Annotated in this window: 17 protein-coding genes and 1 pseudogene; 10 read left to right on the top strand and 8 right to left on the bottom strand. The window is 63.5% G+C overall.

Annotated elements, in window-relative coordinates; all coding sequences use genetic code 11:
• Window positions 1–27 precede the first annotated feature (27 nt).
• Together AC1DUN_RS08080 and AC1DUN_RS08075 are read left to right on the top strand one after the other, a co-directional pair.
• Entirely contained in the window at window positions 28–1,347 is a 1,320-nt protein-coding gene (locus AC1DUN_RS08080; RefSeq protein ID WP_477713508.1) for an SRPBCC family protein, read from the top strand.
• A 14-nt stretch (window positions 1,348–1,361) separates the two neighbouring features.
• On the top strand, window positions 1,362–1,835 hold the full coding sequence (locus tag AC1DUN_RS08075; protein ID WP_477713723.1) for an aromatic-ring-hydroxylating dioxygenase subunit beta: 474 nt from the start codon (window positions 1,362–1,364) through the stop codon (window positions 1,833–1,835).
• Between the two features lie 47 nt (window positions 1,836–1,882).
• Here the strand turns inward: AC1DUN_RS08075 and AC1DUN_RS08070 are convergent, their stop codons facing one another.
• The 3 genes from AC1DUN_RS08070 to tsaE all read right to left on the bottom strand — a co-directional run bounded on the left by AC1DUN_RS08070 (window position 1,883) and on the right by tsaE (window position 4,190).
• Window positions 1,883–2,095, bottom strand: a complete 213-nt coding sequence (locus tag AC1DUN_RS08070; protein ID WP_477713507.1) for a glycine zipper 2TM domain-containing protein — start codon at window positions 2,093–2,095, stop codon at window positions 1,883–1,885.
• Between the two features lie 191 nt (window positions 2,096–2,286).
• A complete protein-coding gene (locus AC1DUN_RS08065; protein WP_477713506.1) occupies window positions 2,287–3,675 on the bottom strand; it encodes an N-acetylmuramoyl-L-alanine amidase in 1,389 nt (462 codons plus the stop codon).
• On the bottom strand, window positions 3,672–4,190 hold the full coding sequence (tsaE, locus tag AC1DUN_RS08060; protein ID WP_477713505.1) for a tRNA (adenosine(37)-N6)-threonylcarbamoyltransferase complex ATPase subunit type 1 TsaE: 519 nt from the start codon (window positions 4,188–4,190) through the stop codon (window positions 3,672–3,674). Before tsaE ends, AC1DUN_RS08065 begins: the two co-directional genes overlap by 4 nt.
• A 15-nt stretch (window positions 4,191–4,205) precedes the next feature.
• Between tsaE and queG the strand changes: the two genes are divergently transcribed.
• Together queG and AC1DUN_RS08050 are read left to right on the top strand one after the other, a co-directional pair.
• Window positions 4,206–5,258 (top strand): tRNA epoxyqueuosine(34) reductase QueG, encoded by a 1,053-nt coding sequence (gene queG, locus AC1DUN_RS08055; RefSeq protein ID WP_477713722.1) that lies wholly within the window; start codon window positions 4,206–4,208, stop codon window positions 5,256–5,258.
• 45 nt (window positions 5,259–5,303) lie between these two features.
• Window positions 5,304–5,657: a hypothetical protein gene (locus AC1DUN_RS08050; protein WP_477713504.1), complete on the top strand. Its 354-nt coding sequence runs from the start codon at window positions 5,304–5,306 to the stop codon at window positions 5,655–5,657.
• A gap of 24 nt (window positions 5,658–5,681) precedes the next feature.
• Here AC1DUN_RS08050 and AC1DUN_RS08045 read toward each other — a convergent pair whose 3' ends face one another.
• The 3 genes from AC1DUN_RS08045 to AC1DUN_RS08035 all read right to left on the bottom strand — a co-directional run bounded on the left by AC1DUN_RS08045 (window position 5,682) and on the right by AC1DUN_RS08035 (window position 8,073).
• Window positions 5,682–6,413 (bottom strand): J domain-containing protein, encoded by a 732-nt coding sequence (locus tag AC1DUN_RS08045; RefSeq protein WP_477713503.1) that lies wholly within the window; start codon window positions 6,411–6,413, stop codon window positions 5,682–5,684.
• A gap of 54 nt (window positions 6,414–6,467) precedes the next feature.
• Window positions 6,468–7,031 (bottom strand): hypothetical protein, encoded by a 564-nt coding sequence (locus AC1DUN_RS08040; RefSeq protein WP_477713502.1) that lies wholly within the window; start codon window positions 7,029–7,031, stop codon window positions 6,468–6,470.
• A 136-nt stretch (window positions 7,032–7,167) separates the two neighbouring features.
• Complete coding sequence (locus AC1DUN_RS08035; protein WP_477713501.1) at window positions 7,168–8,073, bottom strand: AEC family transporter; 906 nt, start codon at window positions 8,071–8,073, stop codon at window positions 7,168–7,170.
• A gap of 117 nt (window positions 8,074–8,190) precedes the next feature.
• Here AC1DUN_RS08035 and AC1DUN_RS08030 point away from each other — a divergent pair, with 117 nt between their 5' ends.
• The 3 genes from AC1DUN_RS08030 to AC1DUN_RS08020 all read left to right on the top strand — a co-directional run bounded on the left by AC1DUN_RS08030 (window position 8,191) and on the right by AC1DUN_RS08020 (window position 11,173).
• Window positions 8,191–9,171, top strand: coding sequence for a tripartite tricarboxylate transporter substrate binding protein BugE (locus AC1DUN_RS08030; protein ID WP_477713500.1), 981 nt, complete (start codon window positions 8,191–8,193; stop codon window positions 9,169–9,171).
• 73 nt (window positions 9,172–9,244) lie between these two features.
• Window positions 9,245–10,147: a site-specific tyrosine recombinase XerD gene (gene xerD / locus AC1DUN_RS08025; protein WP_477713499.1), complete on the top strand. Its 903-nt coding sequence runs from the start codon at window positions 9,245–9,247 to the stop codon at window positions 10,145–10,147.
• Window positions 10,148–10,186: 39 nt separating this feature from the next.
• Entirely contained in the window at window positions 10,187–11,173 is a 987-nt protein-coding gene (locus AC1DUN_RS08020; RefSeq protein ID WP_477713498.1) for a Bug family tripartite tricarboxylate transporter substrate binding protein, read from the top strand.
• A 144-nt stretch (window positions 11,174–11,317) separates the two neighbouring features.
• Here AC1DUN_RS08020 and AC1DUN_RS08015 read toward each other — a convergent pair whose 3' ends face one another.
• Together AC1DUN_RS08015 and AC1DUN_RS08010 are read right to left on the bottom strand one after the other, a co-directional pair.
• Window positions 11,318–12,604 carry a class I SAM-dependent methyltransferase gene (locus AC1DUN_RS08015; protein WP_477713497.1) on the bottom strand — a complete coding sequence of 429 codons (1,287 nt, stop codon included), beginning with the start codon at window positions 12,602–12,604 and terminating at the stop codon, window positions 11,318–11,320.
• Window positions 12,605–12,704: 100 nt separating this feature from the next.
• Window positions 12,705–12,860 (bottom strand): annotated as a pseudogene (locus AC1DUN_RS08010) (DUF455 family protein); the annotation flags it as partial.
• A gap of 279 nt (window positions 12,861–13,139) precedes the next feature.
• On the opposite strand from AC1DUN_RS08010, the gene AC1DUN_RS08005 reads away from it, so the two are divergent.
• The 3 genes from AC1DUN_RS08005 to AC1DUN_RS07995 all read left to right on the top strand — a co-directional run bounded on the left by AC1DUN_RS08005 (window position 13,140) and on the right by AC1DUN_RS07995 (window position 15,862).
• Window positions 13,140–13,541, top strand: a complete 402-nt coding sequence (locus tag AC1DUN_RS08005; RefSeq protein WP_477713496.1) for a hypothetical protein — start codon at window positions 13,140–13,142, stop codon at window positions 13,539–13,541.
• A gap of 68 nt (window positions 13,542–13,609) precedes the next feature.
• A complete protein-coding gene (locus AC1DUN_RS08000) occupies window positions 13,610–14,086 on the top strand; it encodes a hypothetical protein (protein WP_477713495.1) in 477 nt (158 codons plus the stop codon).
• Between the two features lie 1,446 nt (window positions 14,087–15,532).
• Window positions 15,533–15,862, top strand: coding sequence for a hypothetical protein (locus AC1DUN_RS07995; protein ID WP_477713494.1), 330 nt, complete (start codon window positions 15,533–15,535; stop codon window positions 15,860–15,862).
• The last annotated feature ends 250 nt before the right edge of the window (window positions 15,863–16,112 follow it).

The raw sequence follows: 16,112 nt of genomic DNA, 5'->3' as shown, positions 1-16,112 counted from the left end.
AGGGAAAGACGACCCGGAGACACACAGATGAACGCACCTCAAACCCTGTCTCGCTGGGGCGAGCCCGGCTCCAGCCGCGTCCCTTTCTGGGCCTATACCGACGCCCAGCTCTACCAGCGCGAGCTGGAGAAAGTTTTTTACGGCGCGCACTGGTGCTACGTGGGGCTTGAGGCCGAGATTCCCAACGTCGGCGACTACAAGCTCAGCCACGTGGGCGAGCGCCAGGTGCTGATGGTGCGCGACCGCATCGCGCCCAAGGACCGCGCCACCGACCACGGCATACGCGTGGTGGAAAACCGCTGCGCCCACCGCGGCGTGCGCTTTTGCCAGAACCCCCAGGGCAATGCGCGCAGCTTTGTCTGCCCTTACCACCAGTGGACCTACAAGCTCAACGGCGACCTCGCGGGCCTGCCCTTCAAGGACGGCGTGAAGGAGGGCGACTGCGTCAACGGCGGCATGCCCGAAGGCTTTGACCTCAAGGACCACGGCCTGACCAAGCTGCGCGTGGCGCTGCTGCACGGCCTGGTGTTCGCCACTTTCAGCGAGGACGCCGAGCCGCTCGAAGACTACCTGGGCCCGCAGCTCATGCCCTGGCTGGATCGCATCTTCAAGGGCCCCGAGGGCGCGCGCAAGCTGACCCTGCTGGGCTACAACCGCCAGCGCATCCCGGGCAACTGGAAGCTGATGATGGAGAATATCAAGGACCCCTACCACCCCGGCCTGCTGCACACCTGGTTCGTGACCTTCGGCCTGTGGCGCGCCGACCAGAAAAGCCGCATGGTGATGGACGCTCATGGCCGCCACGCGGTGATGATTTCGCGCCGCAACGAAGGCGGGCAGAACGCGGCCGTGACCGAGGGCGTGACCTCTTTCAAGGGCAATATGGCGCTGCACGACGACCGCCTGCTGGACGTGGTGCCCGAGCCCTGGTGGAAGGTGGCCGACCCGGCCAACCCGGGCAGCGACATCACGCCCACCGTCACCATGATCACGCTGTTTCCCAGCCTGATCATCCAGCAGCAGGTCAATTCGCTGAGCACCCGCCACATCGTGCCGCGCGGCCAGGGCGAATTCGATTTCATCTGGACGCATTTCGGCTTTGCCGACGACACGCCCGAGATGACGCAGCGCCGCCTGCGGCAGGCCAACCTGTTCGGCCCGGCGGGTTTTGTCAGCGCCGACGACGGCGAGGTGATCGAGTTCAGCCAGGCCGGTTTTACCCAGGCCGGCGAGGGCGCCACGCTGTGCGAGCTGGGCGGCACGGGCACCGAGATGACCGAGCACATGGTCACCGAAACCCTGATCCGCAGCATGTATGCCTACTGGAAGAAAGTCATGGAACTATGACGGCGATCGAACAAATGCAGCGCCTGCTGCTGCAAATGCAGGTGGACCGGCTCAACGCGGACTATGCGGCGGCACTCGATGAAAAGCGCTTTGAGGAATGGCCGGAATTTTTTGTGGAAGACGGCCGCTACAAGGTGCAGGCCCGCGAGAATTTCGACCGCGGCCTGCCGCTGGCGCTGATGGCGCTGGAAAGCCGCGGCATGATGAAGGACCGGGTGTACGGCGTCACGCAGACGATTTACCACGGGCCGTACTACACGCGCCACGTCGTGAGCCCGGCGCGCATTCTTTCGCAGGAGGGCGATGCCATACGCGCCGAGGCCAACTATGCGGTGTTCCGCACCAAGCCGGGCAGCGTGAGCGAGGTCTACAACGTGGGCCGTTATATCGACGAGCTCACGCAAAAAGACGGCTCACTGAAATTCAGGAGCCGTCTTTGTGTGTACGACAGCGAGATGATCCTCAACTCGCTGATCTACCCGGTATGACAAGGCCTGGGGCTTAAACCAGGCGCTTGAACAGGGCGGGTGCGGGGTCAGCGTTTTTTGCCGACCTCGTTACCGATCAGCGCACCTGCGGCCGCGCCGCCCACGGTGCCCAGGGTGCTGCCGAAGACGGCATTGCCCACCAGGCCGCCGGCCACGGCGCCAACGCCGGTGCCTATCTGCGCATTCGTCGGGCTGGTGCTGCAGCCTCCCAGGCCTATCAGTGCCGCCACCGCGACCGGGATCATCAGTTTCGTATTCATGTTGTTTGCCTTTGCTAGGAGTTCCAGGCTCTTGCTGTGGCCTTCAGCTTATGAACGTGCCCCGGCTTGCCTGTGGCTTCAATGTAGGAGGGCTGTTGCCGCAAGGCTGTAGGAGAAGGCCGCCGCGAGCTGTCGGCTCGCTGCGGCCTTTTGTATTCAGTTTTGGCGCATCGGCGTGCGCCAAGGAGGGCCTAGACGGCGCGGTTGCGGGCCAGCGGCGGGTTGCGCGCGAAGTAGCGCGTGATGCCGCGCATCAGGGCATCGGCCAGCTGGACCTGGTAGTCCTCGCTGCGCAGTCTGGCTTCCTCGTCGGGGTTGCTGATGAAGGCGGTCTCCACCAGCACGCTGGGAATGTCGGGCGCCTTCAGGACGGCGAAGCCGGCTTGTTCAACCTTGGGCTTGTGCAGCTTGCCGACGTTGCCGATCTCGCCCAGCATGGCGCTGCCGAGCTTGAGGCTATCATTGATCTGCGCCGTGGTACTCATGTCCAGCAGGGCTTTTTGCACCTGGGCGTCCTTGGCCTTGACGTTGATGCCGCCCACCAGGTCGGCCGAATTTTCCTTGTCGGCGATCCAGCGCGCCGCGCTGCTGGAGGCGCCTTTTTCGCTGAGCGCGAAGACACTGGCGCCCTGCGGCCGCGCCGTGAAAAAGGCGTCGGCATGGATGCTGATGAAAAGGTCGGCCTGCACGCGCCGCGCTTTTTGCACGCGCACATGCAGCGGCACGAAGAAGTCGGCGTCGCGCGTGAGGTAGGCACGCATATTGGGCTGCTGGTTGATGCGGTCGCGCAGGCGGTGCGCGATCTGCAGCACCACGTCTTTTTCGCGCGTGCCGCCGGGACCGACGGCGCCCGGATCTTCGCCGCCATGGCCAGGGTCCAGTGCCACGATGACGAGGCGGTCGGTCTTGCCGTTCTTCGCGGTGGCGGCCGCCTCCGGTGCGGGTCTGGCGACGCCCGGGCTTACCGCCGGCCCTGGGGATTTGTCCTTGTCCTTTTCCGCGACGGCTGCCGGCGGTGGCGGCTTGCTGTCGGCCTGCTTGCCCGATTGCCGTGCGATCAGGTCGGCAATAGGGTCGCCGGCCGGTGGCGGCGCGGCGGCGGATTGCCGGTCGGCAAGCTTCTCGGCGATCAGGGCCTCGAGCGGGTCGGCGACCTGTGTCGGATACAGGTCGAACACCAGCCGGTACTGGTAGGCGGCCACGGGCGGCAGGGTGAACACCTGCGGCTGTATGGGTTGCTTGAGGTCTATCACCAGCCGCACCACGCCGGGGGCGTTTTGCCCCACGCGTATGCCCGAGATGTTCGGGTCGTCGGACTTGACCTTGGCCACCAGCTCGCGCAGCGCCGGAATCAGGTCTATGCCCTCGATGTCCACCGCCAGCCGGGGCGGCTCGGCGACAAAAAACTGCCGGGCCTTGATTTCACCGTCCGACTCGATGGTGAGCCGCGTGTAGTCCTTGGACGGCCAGACGCGCACGGCCACGATGGTGGCGCCGCGCGCGATGTGCTGCACGCCCAGCAACAGCACCACGCTGCCCAGTTGCAGGGCGCCGCGGCGGCTCAGGGTGGGGCGCTTCATGCGAGCAGTTCCGCGCCGGTGGGCGTGTGGGCCGTCAGGGTGACGGCGCGGCTGTCGTCCGGCAGCACTTCCAGGCGCAGCAGCAGGTCGGGTTGCGGCAGGTGCGGCCCGGCTTTCTCGGGCCATTCGACGAGCTTGAGGCCGGTGGCCGCGAAGATGTCGCGAAAGCCGGCTTCTTCCCACTCGCGCGGGTCGTTGAAGCGGTAGAAATCAAAATGCCAGATGTTCATGCCGCCATTTTGGCCTGCATCCGGCCCGGCCGCGGCCAGCGTGTAAGGCTCGACCACCGCATAGGTGGGGCTCTTGATGCGGCCCTGCACACCCAGGCTCTTGAGCAGGTGGCGCACAAAGGTGGTTTTGCCGGCCCCCAGGTCGCCCTGCAGTTCGATCAGCGCGCGGCCTATGGCGGGGTGCTTTGCCAGGGCCCGCGCGAAATCGGCCGTGGCCTCCTCGTCCAGCCAGCTAATGTTTTTTACAATCGGCGGGTGTCCGCCAGCAACGCTTTGAACAGTCATCAGTTCGTTTCTCAAATTCAGGCTTGGGCGCGCGAGCTTGGATTTTCGCAAATCGGCATCGCCGGCGTCGACCTCTCCTCGGCTGAACCCGGATTATCGGCCTGGCTGGCGGCGGGCTTTCACGGCGACATGCATTACATGGCCGCGCACGGGCTCAAACGCGCCCGGCCGGCCGAACTGGTCCCCGGCACGGTCAGCGTCATCACGGCGCGCATGAACTACCTGCCGGCAGCTACGCCCACCGGCCCTGGCGAGTGGCAGGCCCTGGAGTTCAGCCGCTTGGAGCGGCCCGCCGAGGGCATTGTGTCGGTCTATGCGCGCGGCCGTGACTACCACAAGATCATGCGCGGCCGCCTGCAAAAGCTCAGCGAACGCATCTCGGAGCATGTGGAGCGGCTGGGCCACCGGGCTTTCACCGATTCCGCGCCCGTGATGGAGGCGGAGCTCGCAGCCCGCAGCGGCCAGGGCTGGCGCGGCAAGCACACCCTGCTGCTCAACCGCGAAGCCGGCTCCATGTTCTTCCTCGGTGAAATCTATGTGGACATCGCCTTGCCGCCCAGCGAGCCGGTGGCGCCGCATTGCGGCAGCTGCCAGGCCTGCATCGATGTCTGCCCCACGCGGGCCATCATCGCGCCGCACAAGCTCGACGCCAGGCGCTGCATTTCCTACCTGACGATCGAACACGCAGGCCCTATACCACTGGAGCTGCGTTCGCTCATGGGCAACCGCATCTACGGCTGCGACGACTGCCAGCTGGTCTGCCCCTGGAACAAATTCGCCCAGCGCAGCGCCTTGCCCGACTTCGACGAACGCCAAGGCCTGACGGGGCAGCAGCTGGTGACGCTATTCGGCTGGAGCGAAGAGGCTTTTTTGCGTTTCACCGAAGGCAGCCCGATACGGCGCATAGGCCACGAGCGCTGGCTGCGCAACATCGCGGTGGCCATGGGCAATGCGCTGCGTGTGCTTGATGCGGCGGCCGGGCTGCCCTTGCGCGAGGCCCTGCGCGCGCGCGCCGCCGATGGCAGCGCGCTGGTCGGGGAACACATCGAGTGGGCCCTGGCCCAATGAACAAAGACATTCGCTAATATGCCCCGTGCATGAAAGGACACCCCCATGGACCCCACAATTTCAGGCGCGCTGGCTTCGCTGTTTGGCGCGGTCGTCGGCGGCGGCATCACTTTTTTCCTGAACCGCCAGCTGCACAAACACCAGCTGGCGCTGGCGCGCGAGCAGCACAAGACCGAGTTCATGGCCGAGGAGACGGCCCGCCACTTCCTGAGCCACAAGGGCTACACCGACCGCTCCTTTGACACATTGCAGATGCACCTGGGCGGCTTTGACGAAGACGAGCTGCGCAAGATCCTGGTGCGGGCGGGGGCGATACGGGTTTATCGCGAGGATGGGTCGGAGTGGTGGCGCTTGATGAGCCGGATGGGTGAGTTCATCGAGAAGAAGAACGCTTCCTGAGGCCTTCGACTCCGCAAGAACGCCTCAGCAGTCGGGGCGTCGGTAGTTCTGGTAGCACAGCTCGCGAATACGGGCTTTGTCCCTGGCAAGGCGCTGTTCTGCCGCCCTGGCCTCGTTTTGCTCGCGCGTTCGGGCCTCATAGTCCTTGCGCTGGGCGTCCCGCTGCTCGATGCTTGCCCGCTGTGTCTCCTGGTAGCTGCGCTGTGCTTCCGAGTAACGTGCATTGCTGATCGCCCGTTCGCTTTCCTGGCGGAACTGGCGCTCCTGCTGCTCCGCGCGCCTGGCGAGCTGCTGCCGGCTGGCTTCCTCGGCGGCGAGTCGAGCCGCTTCTTTCTTTTCTTCTTCTTCCGCCTGGGCTTTCAGTTGAAGTTCCAGGGCGGCCTGCGCTTTTCGCGCGGCTTCCCGCTTGTAGCTGACGTAGTAGGTCGTTGCGAAGATCAAGAGGACCAGTGCCAGCAGGATGGGCAGCGCCCGCACAGGCCATGAAGCCTCCGGCTTCACGCTGAGCGATCTGTCCACGCGCGCGGCTGGCGTGCTGGCTTGCGCACTGCTCAACTTGCGGTCATGCGCGGCCCTGGACTCTTCGTCACGCAGGATCTGGTGCGCGGTTTTGACCTCAAGGAATTTATCAAGGGCTTTCGGGTCTTCCGCAAGCCTGGCAGGAGAGTAAAAACTCTTGGCTTTTTCAAAAGCCGCTTCGATGTCTTCCCGGCTGGCGTTTCCCGGCACTCCCAGAACTAGATAGGCGGACTTCATGGGCTTCCTGTTGATTTGGCGTTGTTGTTGCCCCTGCGGCAGGGGATGCTGGGTTCAATAGCGGCGCGACGCGCGCTCGGCCGCGGCGGCCGCTCTTGCCGCGGCTGCCTCGGCACGCCTTTCGGCTGCGGCCTGCCGTGCGTTGCTTTCGGGATAGGGAGAGGCGGGATATGTCGCGTATGTGGACGGGGCGCGGGTCCTGGTGGAGGCCGGTATGTTGTCCATGCACTCCGTTTCGATGGCGGCCCGGATTTCCACGGGGCTGCCTTTTTTGGCGAAAACCGCGGACGCCAAATCCTTTTCCTTGATTTTCTCCAGCCTTGCGATGGGTTTGGCGTCAATGGCGGCGTGCAGGCTTTCCAGGGTCTCCTGCCGGGTCCGCGCCTGGATGAAGGGCAGGGCGCGCACGCCCCTGTCGGCGCACTGCGCGTCGGCTGTGGCGTTGACCTGTTCCTTGCTGAAAGAACCGGTCAGAGAGGAGTATTTTTTCTGGACTTCCGTGTCGCAGGGTTTGTCCTGGAAAGTCGCGCCGCATTTGTACAGGTTCTGGCCGCCGCTGGCGCCCGAACACGCCACGCCCATGACGATCAAGGCCGCAATTGAGCTTCGAATTCCCATCCCCTGATCCCCCTGTTGTTGTCTGGCCCTGTGGGCTACAAATTATTACATTAGTATACCCAGTGGCGCTGAGGGACGGGGCTTGGCCGGCACAGCCCCCAGGGGAAAGACAAAAACGAGAGCGGGAACGAATACCTTAGCGCAACACCGCCAGGGCAAAGGGCAAGCTCAGCACCCCCAGCATGGTCGACAAGGTCACCAAGCCCGCCACATAGCCGCCGTTGTAACCCATGCGCGCGGCCAGCACATAAGCGCTGGAGGCCGTCGGCAGCGCAGAGAAGGCCAGCAATATGGTGGTCTGCACCGGCGACAGGCCGAAGGCCTTGGCCAGGCCCAGGGCCACGACGGGCAGCAGCAGGTGGCGTATGGACAGCACGGCCACCGTCAGGGTCCTGGATTGCGCCAGGTGGACGAACTGCATGCCGGCGCCCGCCGACATCAGGCCCAGGGCCAGGGAGGCGGCGCCTATGCGGTTGACGGTGGGTTCCAGCCAGACGGGGATGTTGAAGCCCAGCAGGTTGGCAACCAGGCCCGTGGCCGTTGCCACGATCAGCGGGTTGCGCACCAGCTCGCCCATGAAGCCGCGCTGGGCATGCCTTGCCATGGGCCATACCGCGGCGACGTTGAAGAGCGGCACGCAGACGCCGATCAGCACCGCGATCAGCTGCAGGCCCTGGGCGCCTGCCAGGCGGTCGGCCAGTGCCAGGGCGATGAAGGAGTTAAAGCGAAAGGCCACCTGCGCGCTGGCCGCGTGCTCGCGCGTATCGATATGGCGGCGCAGCCAGGGCAGGTGCGGCAGGCTGTAGGCCATGGCGATGCCGGCCACGCCCGTCAGCAGGCCGGCGCCTATCAGGCTGGAGGCGGCGCCCAGGTCCAGCGGGCTCTTCACGATGGAGTGAAACAGCAGCACCGGAAACAGAAAGTAATAGACCAGGCTTTCCACCTTCTCCCAGACCGTGCGGTCGAGGGCGGTGTAGCGGCACACCAGGTAGCCGCAGACGATGAGTGAAAAGTCGGGGAAAAGAAGCTGGGCGTAGTTCACCGGCCCAAGAATAACCGCAATCCCTTCGGGTTTGCCCTTATGCGTAATCCACAACTGGCGCGATTGGTTCTTGCGATTACCATTTCAGCAGTTAGTTTTTACCGTAAGGACCTGAACATGCAACGTCGTTATCTCTTTGCCTACTCCGTGCTGTCCGCGCTTGCGCTGGGCGCCGCCGCAGGCCCCGCACTGGCGCAGGGTTACCCCAACAAGGTGGTCAAGCTGCAGGTGCCTTTCGCGCCCGGCGGCACCACCGACATCGTCGCCCGCGTGATCGCCGAGCCGCTGGGCAAGGCCCTGGGCCAGAGCGTCATCGTTGAGAACAAGGCGGGCGGTGGCGGCGTGGTCGGCGCGCTGGAAATCGCGCGCAGCATCCCTGACGGCTACACGCTGGGCGTGGCCACGGTGTCCACCACCGCGGCCAACCCGGCCATCAACCCCAAGATCCCGTACAACACGCTGACGGACTTCACGCCCATCATCAACATCGCGGCCACGCCCAACATCATCGCCGTGCACCCGAGCTTTCCGGCCCGCAACTACAAGGAGTTCCTGGCCGAGCTCAAGAAGAACCCCGGCAAGTACTCCTACTCGTCCTCGGGCACGGGCGGCATAGGCCACCTGCAGATGGAGCTTTTCAAGAGCATGTCGGGCACCTTTGTGACCCACATCCCTTACCGCGGCGCAGGTCCGGCGCTGAACGACACGGTGGCCGGCCAGGTCCCCATGATTTTTGACAACATTCCTTCCGCGCTGCCCTTCATCCAGCAAAAGCGTTTGATCCCCATCGTGGTGGCCGCGCCGCAACGCCTGGCCGTGCTGCCGGACGTGCCGACCTTCAAGGAGGTCGGCCTGGAGCCGGTGAACCGCATGGCCTACTACGGCATCCTGGGCCCCAAGGGACTGCCCAAGGAAGTGGTCGACAAGGTCAGTGCCGGCGTGAAGAAGTCGCTGGAAGACCCGGCCGTGCGCAAACGCATCGAAGACACGGGCTCGCTGATCATCGCCAACACGCCCGAGCAGTTCACGGCCCAGATCAAGGCCGAGTTCGAGGTCTACAAAAAAGTGGTGGATGGAGCCAAGCTCAAGCTTGACTGAGTCCGATCAGGTCTGAGCACCACAAGCCGCCGCGCGAGAAATTGCGCGGCGGTTTTTTTGTTATGGTTGCCCCATGCAAGCACAAAGCCAGTCCAGCATAGACGCGTTCATCGATGCGCTGTGGCTGGAGGACGGCCTCTCGAAAAACACGCTGGCGGCCTACCGCCGGGACCTGTCCTTGTTCGCCGGCTGGCTGGGCACGAAGGAGCAGGGCGCGCGCGCGCTGGACGCTACGGCCGAGAGCGACCTCAACCGCTATTTTTCCGCCCGGCACGCCGCGACCAAGGCGACTTCGGCGAACCGGCGCCTCACGGTGTTCAAGCGCTACTTCCGCTGGGCGCTGCGCGAGCGCCTGATAGACGCGGACCCGACGCTCAAGCTGCAGTCGGCCAAACAGGCGCTGCGGGTTCCCAAGACGCTGAGCGAAGCCCAGGTCGAAGCGCTGCTGGCCGCGCCGGATGAAAACACGCCGCTGGGGCTGCGTGACCGCGCCATGCTGGAGCTGCTGTACGCCAGCGGCCTGCGTGTGAGCGAGCTGGTGGGCCTGAAGACCTTTCACCTGAGCCTCAACGAGGGCGTGCTGCGCGTCATGGGCAAGGGCAGCAAGGAGCGCCTGGTGCCCTTCGGCCAGGTGGCGCGGGAATGGATCGTCAACTACCTGGCTGAGTCGCGGCCGGCCATCCTGGGCGGGCAGCAGACCGACGACCTGTTCGTCACCGGCCACGGCAAGGGCATGAGCCGCGTGATGTTCTGGATGCTGGTCAAGAAGTACGCTGGGCTGGCCGGCATCCATTCGCCGCTGTCGCCCCACACCCTGCGCCACGCTTTCGCCACCCATTTGCTGAACCACGGCGCCGACCTGCGCGCGGTGCAGATGCTGCTGGGCCACGCCGATATTTCCACCACCACGATTTACACCCATGTGGCGCGTGAGCGGCTCAAGGCGCTGCATGCGCAGCACCACCCGCGTGGTTAGACAGAAAATTTTCCCCCACTTCACCTTTTGGAACGCTTTATGTCAGGACTGATTCGACGGCGCCGCGCGGCCGCGCTGCTGGTGCTTTTATCGCCGCTTGGCGCGGCCCTGGCCCAGCCGGCTCCGGCATGGCCGGCGCGCCCGCTGCGCATCGTGGTGGCCTACCCGCCGGGCGGCATCAGCGATGCGGTGGCGCGCGCCCTGGCCGACAAGCTGTCCGTCCAGCTCGGCACACCGGTGGTGGTTGAAAACCGCGCCGGCGCGGGCGGCAGCATAGGCATGGACGCGGTGGCCAAGGCCGCACCCGACGGCTACACCCTCGGGTTTTCGTCTATCAGCCCGCTGGCCCTGAACCCGCACCTGGGCAAGCAGGCCTATGACCCGGCCCGCGATATCGCCCCGGTCGCCAGCGTGATGTATTCGCCCGTGGTGCTGCTGGCCACGCCGGCCTTTGCGGGCAAGGATTTCAAGGACCTGCTGGCGACGGCCAGGGCAAAACCGGGCGGCCTGCGCTGGTCGACCTCGGGGCTGGCCACGGTGGGCCATCTGGTGCTCGAGCAGGTCAGCCACGGGGCCAAGGTGGAATTCACCCATGTGCCCTACAAGGGCGGCGGCCAGCAGCTCACCGATGCGTTGGGCGGGCAGGTGGAACTGGTCTCCACCAACCTCAGCGGCACCGTGATGCAGCACATCCAGTCGGGCAAGTTGCGGCCGATTGCGGTGGGGGCGCCGGCGCGCGTGGAGGCCTTGCCGCAGGTGCCGACCTTTGCCGAACTGGGACTGGCGTCCGCCAACCTGAGCTCGCTGTTTGGGGTGTTCGCCCCGGCGAAGGTGCCGGCGGAGCTGCTGCAGCGGCTCAACACCGAGATCAACCTGGCTTTACGCACGCCCGAGCTGCGCAAGAAGCTGCTCGATGCCGACAATGTCCCGACCGGCGGCAGCGCGGCGGACTTTGCCCGCCAGATCGCCGCCGAGTCGGCCGGCAATGCCCGCATCATCAAAGCCGCGAACATCAAGGCCGAGTGATGATGGAGGTCTTTCACCAGTGGGGGCCGAGGGTCCGGCTTCGCCGGCCCCAGGCGCCGCCCCCTTGAGGGGGGAACGAGCTACACGAAGTGAGCTTGGACAGGGGTGTACCAATTTCTCCGCCCCCTTGAGGGGGGGAACAGGCTACACGGAGTGAGCCTGGACGGGGGTGTACATGTAGTCTCGGTTGAAGGGGTAGCCGGACTGGGCCCCGGTGACGACCGTGTTGTGCACATCGCCTGAAGGCCGCGTCGCCAGCATCTGGTGCAGCGAAATCCAGCCCTGCTCGAAGCTCATGGCGCTGCCGGCCAGGTAGAGCCGGTAGGCCCTCAGGGTTTTTTCGGCGCGCTCAGGGCCGCCGTCCTGGGCCAGCACCTGGCGGGCTTCGTCCAGCCTGGCTTCCAGCCCGTCGGACCAGTTCCACAGCGTGCGCGCGTAGTGCGGGCGCAGGTTCTCGGTGTCCACCATTTCCAGGCCGGCGCGCGACATGTGCTCCAGCACGGCGCTGACGTGCATCAGCTCGCCACCCGGGAAGATGTATTTTTCGATGAAGTCGCCCATGCCGGCACCGAGCTGGCGGTTTTCCAGGCCGCCGGCCGTGATGCCGTGGTTCATGACCAGGCCGCCGGGGGCCAGCAGGCGCATGATTTTCTGGAAGTAACCCGTCATCTTGGCCTTGCCCACATGCTCGAACATGCCGACCGAGGAAATTTTGTCAAAGGCCTGGTCCTCCGGCAGGTCGCGGTAGTCGCGCAGCTCCATGCGCACGCGCCCGCCCAGGCCTTTTTCTTCAATCAGCCGCTGCACGTGCGCATGCTGGTTTTTCGACAGGGTGATGCCGGTGGCGTCGACACCGTAGTGCTCGGCGGCCCACATCAGCAAACCGCCCCAGCCGGCGCCTATGTCCAGGAAGCGCTCGCCGGGCTTGAGCATGAGCTTGCGGCAGATGTGGTCCAGCTTGGCCTCCTGGGCCTGGGCCAGGCTCATGGAGGCATCGCGGTAATAAGCGCAGGAGTAGACGCGGCGCGGGTCCAGCCAGAGCGCGTAAAAAGCGTCCGACACGTCGTAGTGGAACTGGATCTGCGCCGCGTCGCGGGCATGGGTGTGGGCGGCGAGGGACTTGGCGTGGTGCAGCAGGCTGGACCACCAACTGGTGTCGCTTTGCACCGGGTTGCCGGGCAGCAGCTTGGTCACCGCGCGCATCACGTCGCGCATGGCGCCCTCGAGCTGGAGCTTGCCTTCGACATAGTCTTCGGCCAGGGCGCCTATCTGGCCGGCCTTGAGGCGGGCAATGCTGGACCAATGGGAAAACGCGAGCTTGACGGGCGCGTTGGCCGAGCCCAGGCGCTGGCCCTGGGGCAGCTGAAGGGCGATGTCCGCGGGCAGGCGCGGCATTTGCGATGGGATGTCTGGAACCAGGTGCCGGATCATGCGCAAACTCCTTTTCAAGAGATTTCCAGTCTAGCGCCGTTCGAAAATCCCTGCCGCAGCCGCGCGTGTAGGAATTCGCCGCGTTTTGGAGACTTTATTCTTAACCCAGCAAAGCCAGTTCCGCCTCGTCAAACCCCGCCCGGCGGCGCGCGTCCAGGTTTAGCGGGCCCTTGAGCCGGGGCGCCTCGTACTGGCGGGCCAGCAAGGCATAGGTCGCGACCGGTTCCAGCCCGCGCTGGGCGCACAGCTGGCGGTACCGCTTGGGGAGCGCCCCGAGCGTGACACCAAGCGGATGGTAAAACTCAACGGAGCCGGCTGTTTGGCCTGTGCTCGTCCATATTGAGGAGGCTGCGAGCACACTGTCCGCCTAGAATAGGCTTGCGGGGTTTGGTCCCTTTTTATCGAGCTGGGCGAAACTCAAAATGGACAATAAGTCTTTTAATAACAAGCACTTGGCTGGATTTTCAGTGGCCAGGTTATACCGCAGGCGCGATGTTATATCGAAGACTGTGCGGTATACATTACGTTAGGGCACATGAGCGACTACTTCACGTCTCGTCTTGCACCAATAGCATCGTTGCGAGTGCAGGAGCGCTTTGGCCGAAACGCAACCACTTCGGAGTACCTCGTACCCAGCGAGCTACTTCAGTGGGCATGCGAGTGTGTCGAGAAGCTTGAAGAGCGGGACCCACCTGCTGTTTCTCTCAACGCCGAAGCACAGGCATTCAACGCGGAAGCGAAAGCTGCGCTTGGCAAACTCACTAACCTGTTGCGTTCGAAACAGAGTGAACTTCTTGAAGAACTGCCGTGGTCCCTCCTGCTGGAGAACCAAACTTGGTTGGCAATCAGCCAACATGCCCGCACTGCTCTTGCCGCACTTGGGTTTGACATCACCGCTTGGGAAGACAACGAGGTTGGCGGACACAATGTGCCCTAACCCCTCCATCGAACGGACATGCCCCGGCAAGCCGGGTCATGCCGCTCATGTCGAACGTTAGGCCTCACATGACGACTCCGGACGATCAGAGACCGCTATGGATTGCTTTTCCAGATATTTCCTGGGGCAGTATCGGCTGGCGTATGGGGTTCGGCGAGGCATACGCACATGGTTGGATTCCGTGGTTCAAGGCGCTATCGGATGAGGAGCGTCACGCGTACATCGCACAGTGGCCAGAGCCGGAAGCTTGGACAGGTTTCTACGCAATGTTGTCCACTGGAGCAACGCCCCCCCACATCATTGAAAAGAATCGCAAGATCGCAGCAGCAGGCGGCATCCCGACTTCGGACGAGGTCGTAGTCACTGATTACCACCGCATCCTCTGGCTCCTGCGCCACCATCTGAAGCGTGTTGAGGTTCTGAGGGTTCGCCCAAATGAAGCGTGGGCAGAGCTGTGGAAGTCACCTAGTGGAGAAGCGTGGCGTATGTCGGCTCTTGAGCCACACGGTATGAAATTGGCTAGAGTTCAGGGCGATGAGGCCTAACCCTTCCATCGAGGGGACGTGCAACATCTGGCTTCGCCAGCTGTCGCCCGCCCCTCACGTCAAACGTTAGCCCTCATGGATTCGCAATACTGGGCACTCTTCGCACTGGCGGCTGTAGCGGTCACCGTCTACGCCTTGGACAGGCGCGTGTATAGGCGGGCGAAAGACGTGAGGACGTCCTGGCAGTGCATTCGCTGCGGCATTCAGTTGCGCCCAATGGAGTCGACGGAGATTCGTGTCGCTGGCGGACCAGAGTTCGCGACAGCTGCGCGAGCCTGCCAACGTTGCGCCAAGCGTAACCGTCGCATCTGGTGGGGGACGATGGGGTTCGTCGCGCTCGCCTTCCTGGTTACCATTGTTCTCCTATGGCAGCAATGAGGGCTAACAGGTCGTTCGACGCGGGCACGCAGCGGCATTGCGCCACCAGGCGTGCTGGTGAGCGTGCGCCACGCGGCGCGATGCCGCTTCATGCCGGTCAACTCCAACGTTAGGCTCAGGCGATGACACGTCTCTTCCGCATAATTTTTGGTGTCGCTGTAGCCCTGCCGTTGCTACTCTGTTCAAGTTACGTGTTGGCGGAGGATTGCATTCATGGAGCACGATATGTCCGAAAGGGAGGGTCGTATATTCATGTAGGTGAAGCCACTGAGTCTGACAATGGTTCAGCAACCGCGAAGGTGGAAATGCAGGTTCTTGGGAATATGGCACCGGACGGAGCACCGCGGTATGGCAACCTAGATGGGGAGATATCTCTGACACGCGATCGCTGTGCGGGGGTTATCTCAAGCCCTGAAAACTCCTGTTCCTTGATAGTCATTTTCACGAACAAAACCGCGAAAGTCTATGAGGTAGGCTACTGCTTCACTGGCACCGGGGTATACGGTGAAGGCCTCTATTTGAAGGCGAAGGCGCACAAGTGAAAACGCTTGGCCAATCATTGAAAATGCTTTGGGAACAACCTGAGCCTAACCAGTCGGCCTACGCGGACACACAGCAGCATGTTGCCGCTGCGCGGCGCTTGCTGCGTGCCGGTGGCCTCCAACGTTAGGCCTCACATGCAAGACAACCCGAACGCCGCCGCCGTGAATGCACTGTTGGCCGAGTTGAGCTCTGTTTTGGGCTTCAGTAAGGCTGCGAGAGATAGCGGGAGCTTCATCACCTTAGCGAAGGACGTCGATGGGTTTACGGACAGAGTGTTCGTTACGGAGGGAATGGACCCTCGCAGCGATTCAGCGCTTAGAGAAAAGGTAAGGGCGCGTGTTTCAAGGCGTCTTGGCTCGGAGGACTGAGGTGTGAGGCTTAACATTTCAATCGACACGGATCCACAACAGCAGGAGGCGGCTTCGCCGCAAGTGTTGGTCGTCCGGTCATTTCTACGTTAGGCCCCATGCTGAATATTGGTGCGTCCGTGCGGCAGAGACCTAACCCTTCCATCGCGAGCTTCTCATGTCAAACCTTATGCCCCTCTCGATCGATAGCTTGCGGCTTTTTATCGCCCGGCTTGGTGTTCGGCCCGGTATGTGGCTTGGTCCAACTATGTCCCTACGCACATTCGCCGCGGCTATCGTGGGATATGAGACCGCGCTATTTGATGCCGGTGTCGAACCGCTAATTGGGCAAGAGTTCAACGCGTGGTTGTCAGCCCAGTGGAGGGCATCGCCAATCGTCGGCTGGGAGGCGCATGTTGAGGAACGGTTTGGTAATGATGTGGACGCAATCTCTGAAGCGGCCAAACTTATTGAGCAGTGGTTTTGTGTTCGTGACGCGAAGGCATAACAAGGCGGTCAGACGGACGCCCAAGGGAGTCCACTCGCTACACTCGCAGGCACCCATGGTCACCGCTTACCTCTACGTTAGACGGCAGAGAGGCTAGGGCTTGTTCTACTACTATTGGGCGGAAGCCTCGTTCACCGCCGCGGGTCAGGAACTGTTTCTCGGACCGCAGGGTCCCGGCGGCTGGCGTAGGCGCTACTTCACAGATTCCGGGATGGAGCTCGGGCTGTTCGCCCGATCCACAGGAGACTAT

The sequence above is a fragment of the Polaromonas sp. P4_F6 genome (genome assembly GCF_056401275.1).
This window is presented reverse-complemented; position numbering and strand designations above follow the sequence as displayed.

Bases quoted from the DNA above. Each gene is read 5' to 3' on its own strand.
- AC1DUN_RS08075 (WP_477713723.1), top strand. From the start codon at position 1,362: ATGCAGCGCCTGCTGCTGCAAATGCAGGTGGACCGGCTCAACGCGGAC.
- AC1DUN_RS08020 (WP_477713498.1), top strand. From the start codon at position 10,187: ATGTCAGGACTGATTCGACGGCGCCGCGCGGCCGCGCTGCTGGTGCTT.
- AC1DUN_RS07995 (WP_477713494.1), top strand. From the start codon at position 15,533: ATGTCAAACCTTATGCCCCTCTCGATCGATAGCTTGCGGCTTTTTATC.
- xerD (WP_477713499.1), top strand. From the start codon at position 9,245: ATGCAAGCACAAAGCCAGTCCAGCATAGACGCGTTCATCGATGCGCTG.
- AC1DUN_RS08000 (WP_477713495.1), top strand. From the start codon at position 13,610: ATGACGACTCCGGACGATCAGAGACCGCTATGGATTGCTTTTCCAGAT.
- AC1DUN_RS08045 (WP_477713503.1), bottom strand. From the start codon at position 6,413: ATGAAGTCCGCCTATCTAGTTCTGGGAGTGCCGGGAAACGCCAGCCGG.
- AC1DUN_RS08030 (WP_477713500.1), top strand. From the start codon at position 8,191: ATGCAACGTCGTTATCTCTTTGCCTACTCCGTGCTGTCCGCGCTTGCG.
- AC1DUN_RS08070 (WP_477713507.1), bottom strand. From the start codon at position 2,095: ATGAATACGAAACTGATGATCCCGGTCGCGGTGGCGGCACTGATAGGC.
- AC1DUN_RS08015 (WP_477713497.1), bottom strand. From the start codon at position 12,604: ATGATCCGGCACCTGGTTCCAGACATCCCATCGCAAATGCCGCGCCTG.
- tsaE (WP_477713505.1), bottom strand. From the start codon at position 4,190: ATGACTGTTCAAAGCGTTGCTGGCGGACACCCGCCGATTGTAAAAAAC.
- AC1DUN_RS08050 (WP_477713504.1), top strand. From the start codon at position 5,304: ATGGACCCCACAATTTCAGGCGCGCTGGCTTCGCTGTTTGGCGCGGTC.
- AC1DUN_RS08005 (WP_477713496.1), top strand. From the start codon at position 13,140: ATGAGCGACTACTTCACGTCTCGTCTTGCACCAATAGCATCGTTGCGA.
- AC1DUN_RS08065 (WP_477713506.1), bottom strand. From the start codon at position 3,675: ATGAAGCGCCCCACCCTGAGCCGCCGCGGCGCCCTGCAACTGGGCAGC.
- AC1DUN_RS08040 (WP_477713502.1), bottom strand. From the start codon at position 7,031: ATGGGAATTCGAAGCTCAATTGCGGCCTTGATCGTCATGGGCGTGGCG.
- AC1DUN_RS08080 (WP_477713508.1), top strand. From the start codon at position 28: ATGAACGCACCTCAAACCCTGTCTCGCTGGGGCGAGCCCGGCTCCAGC.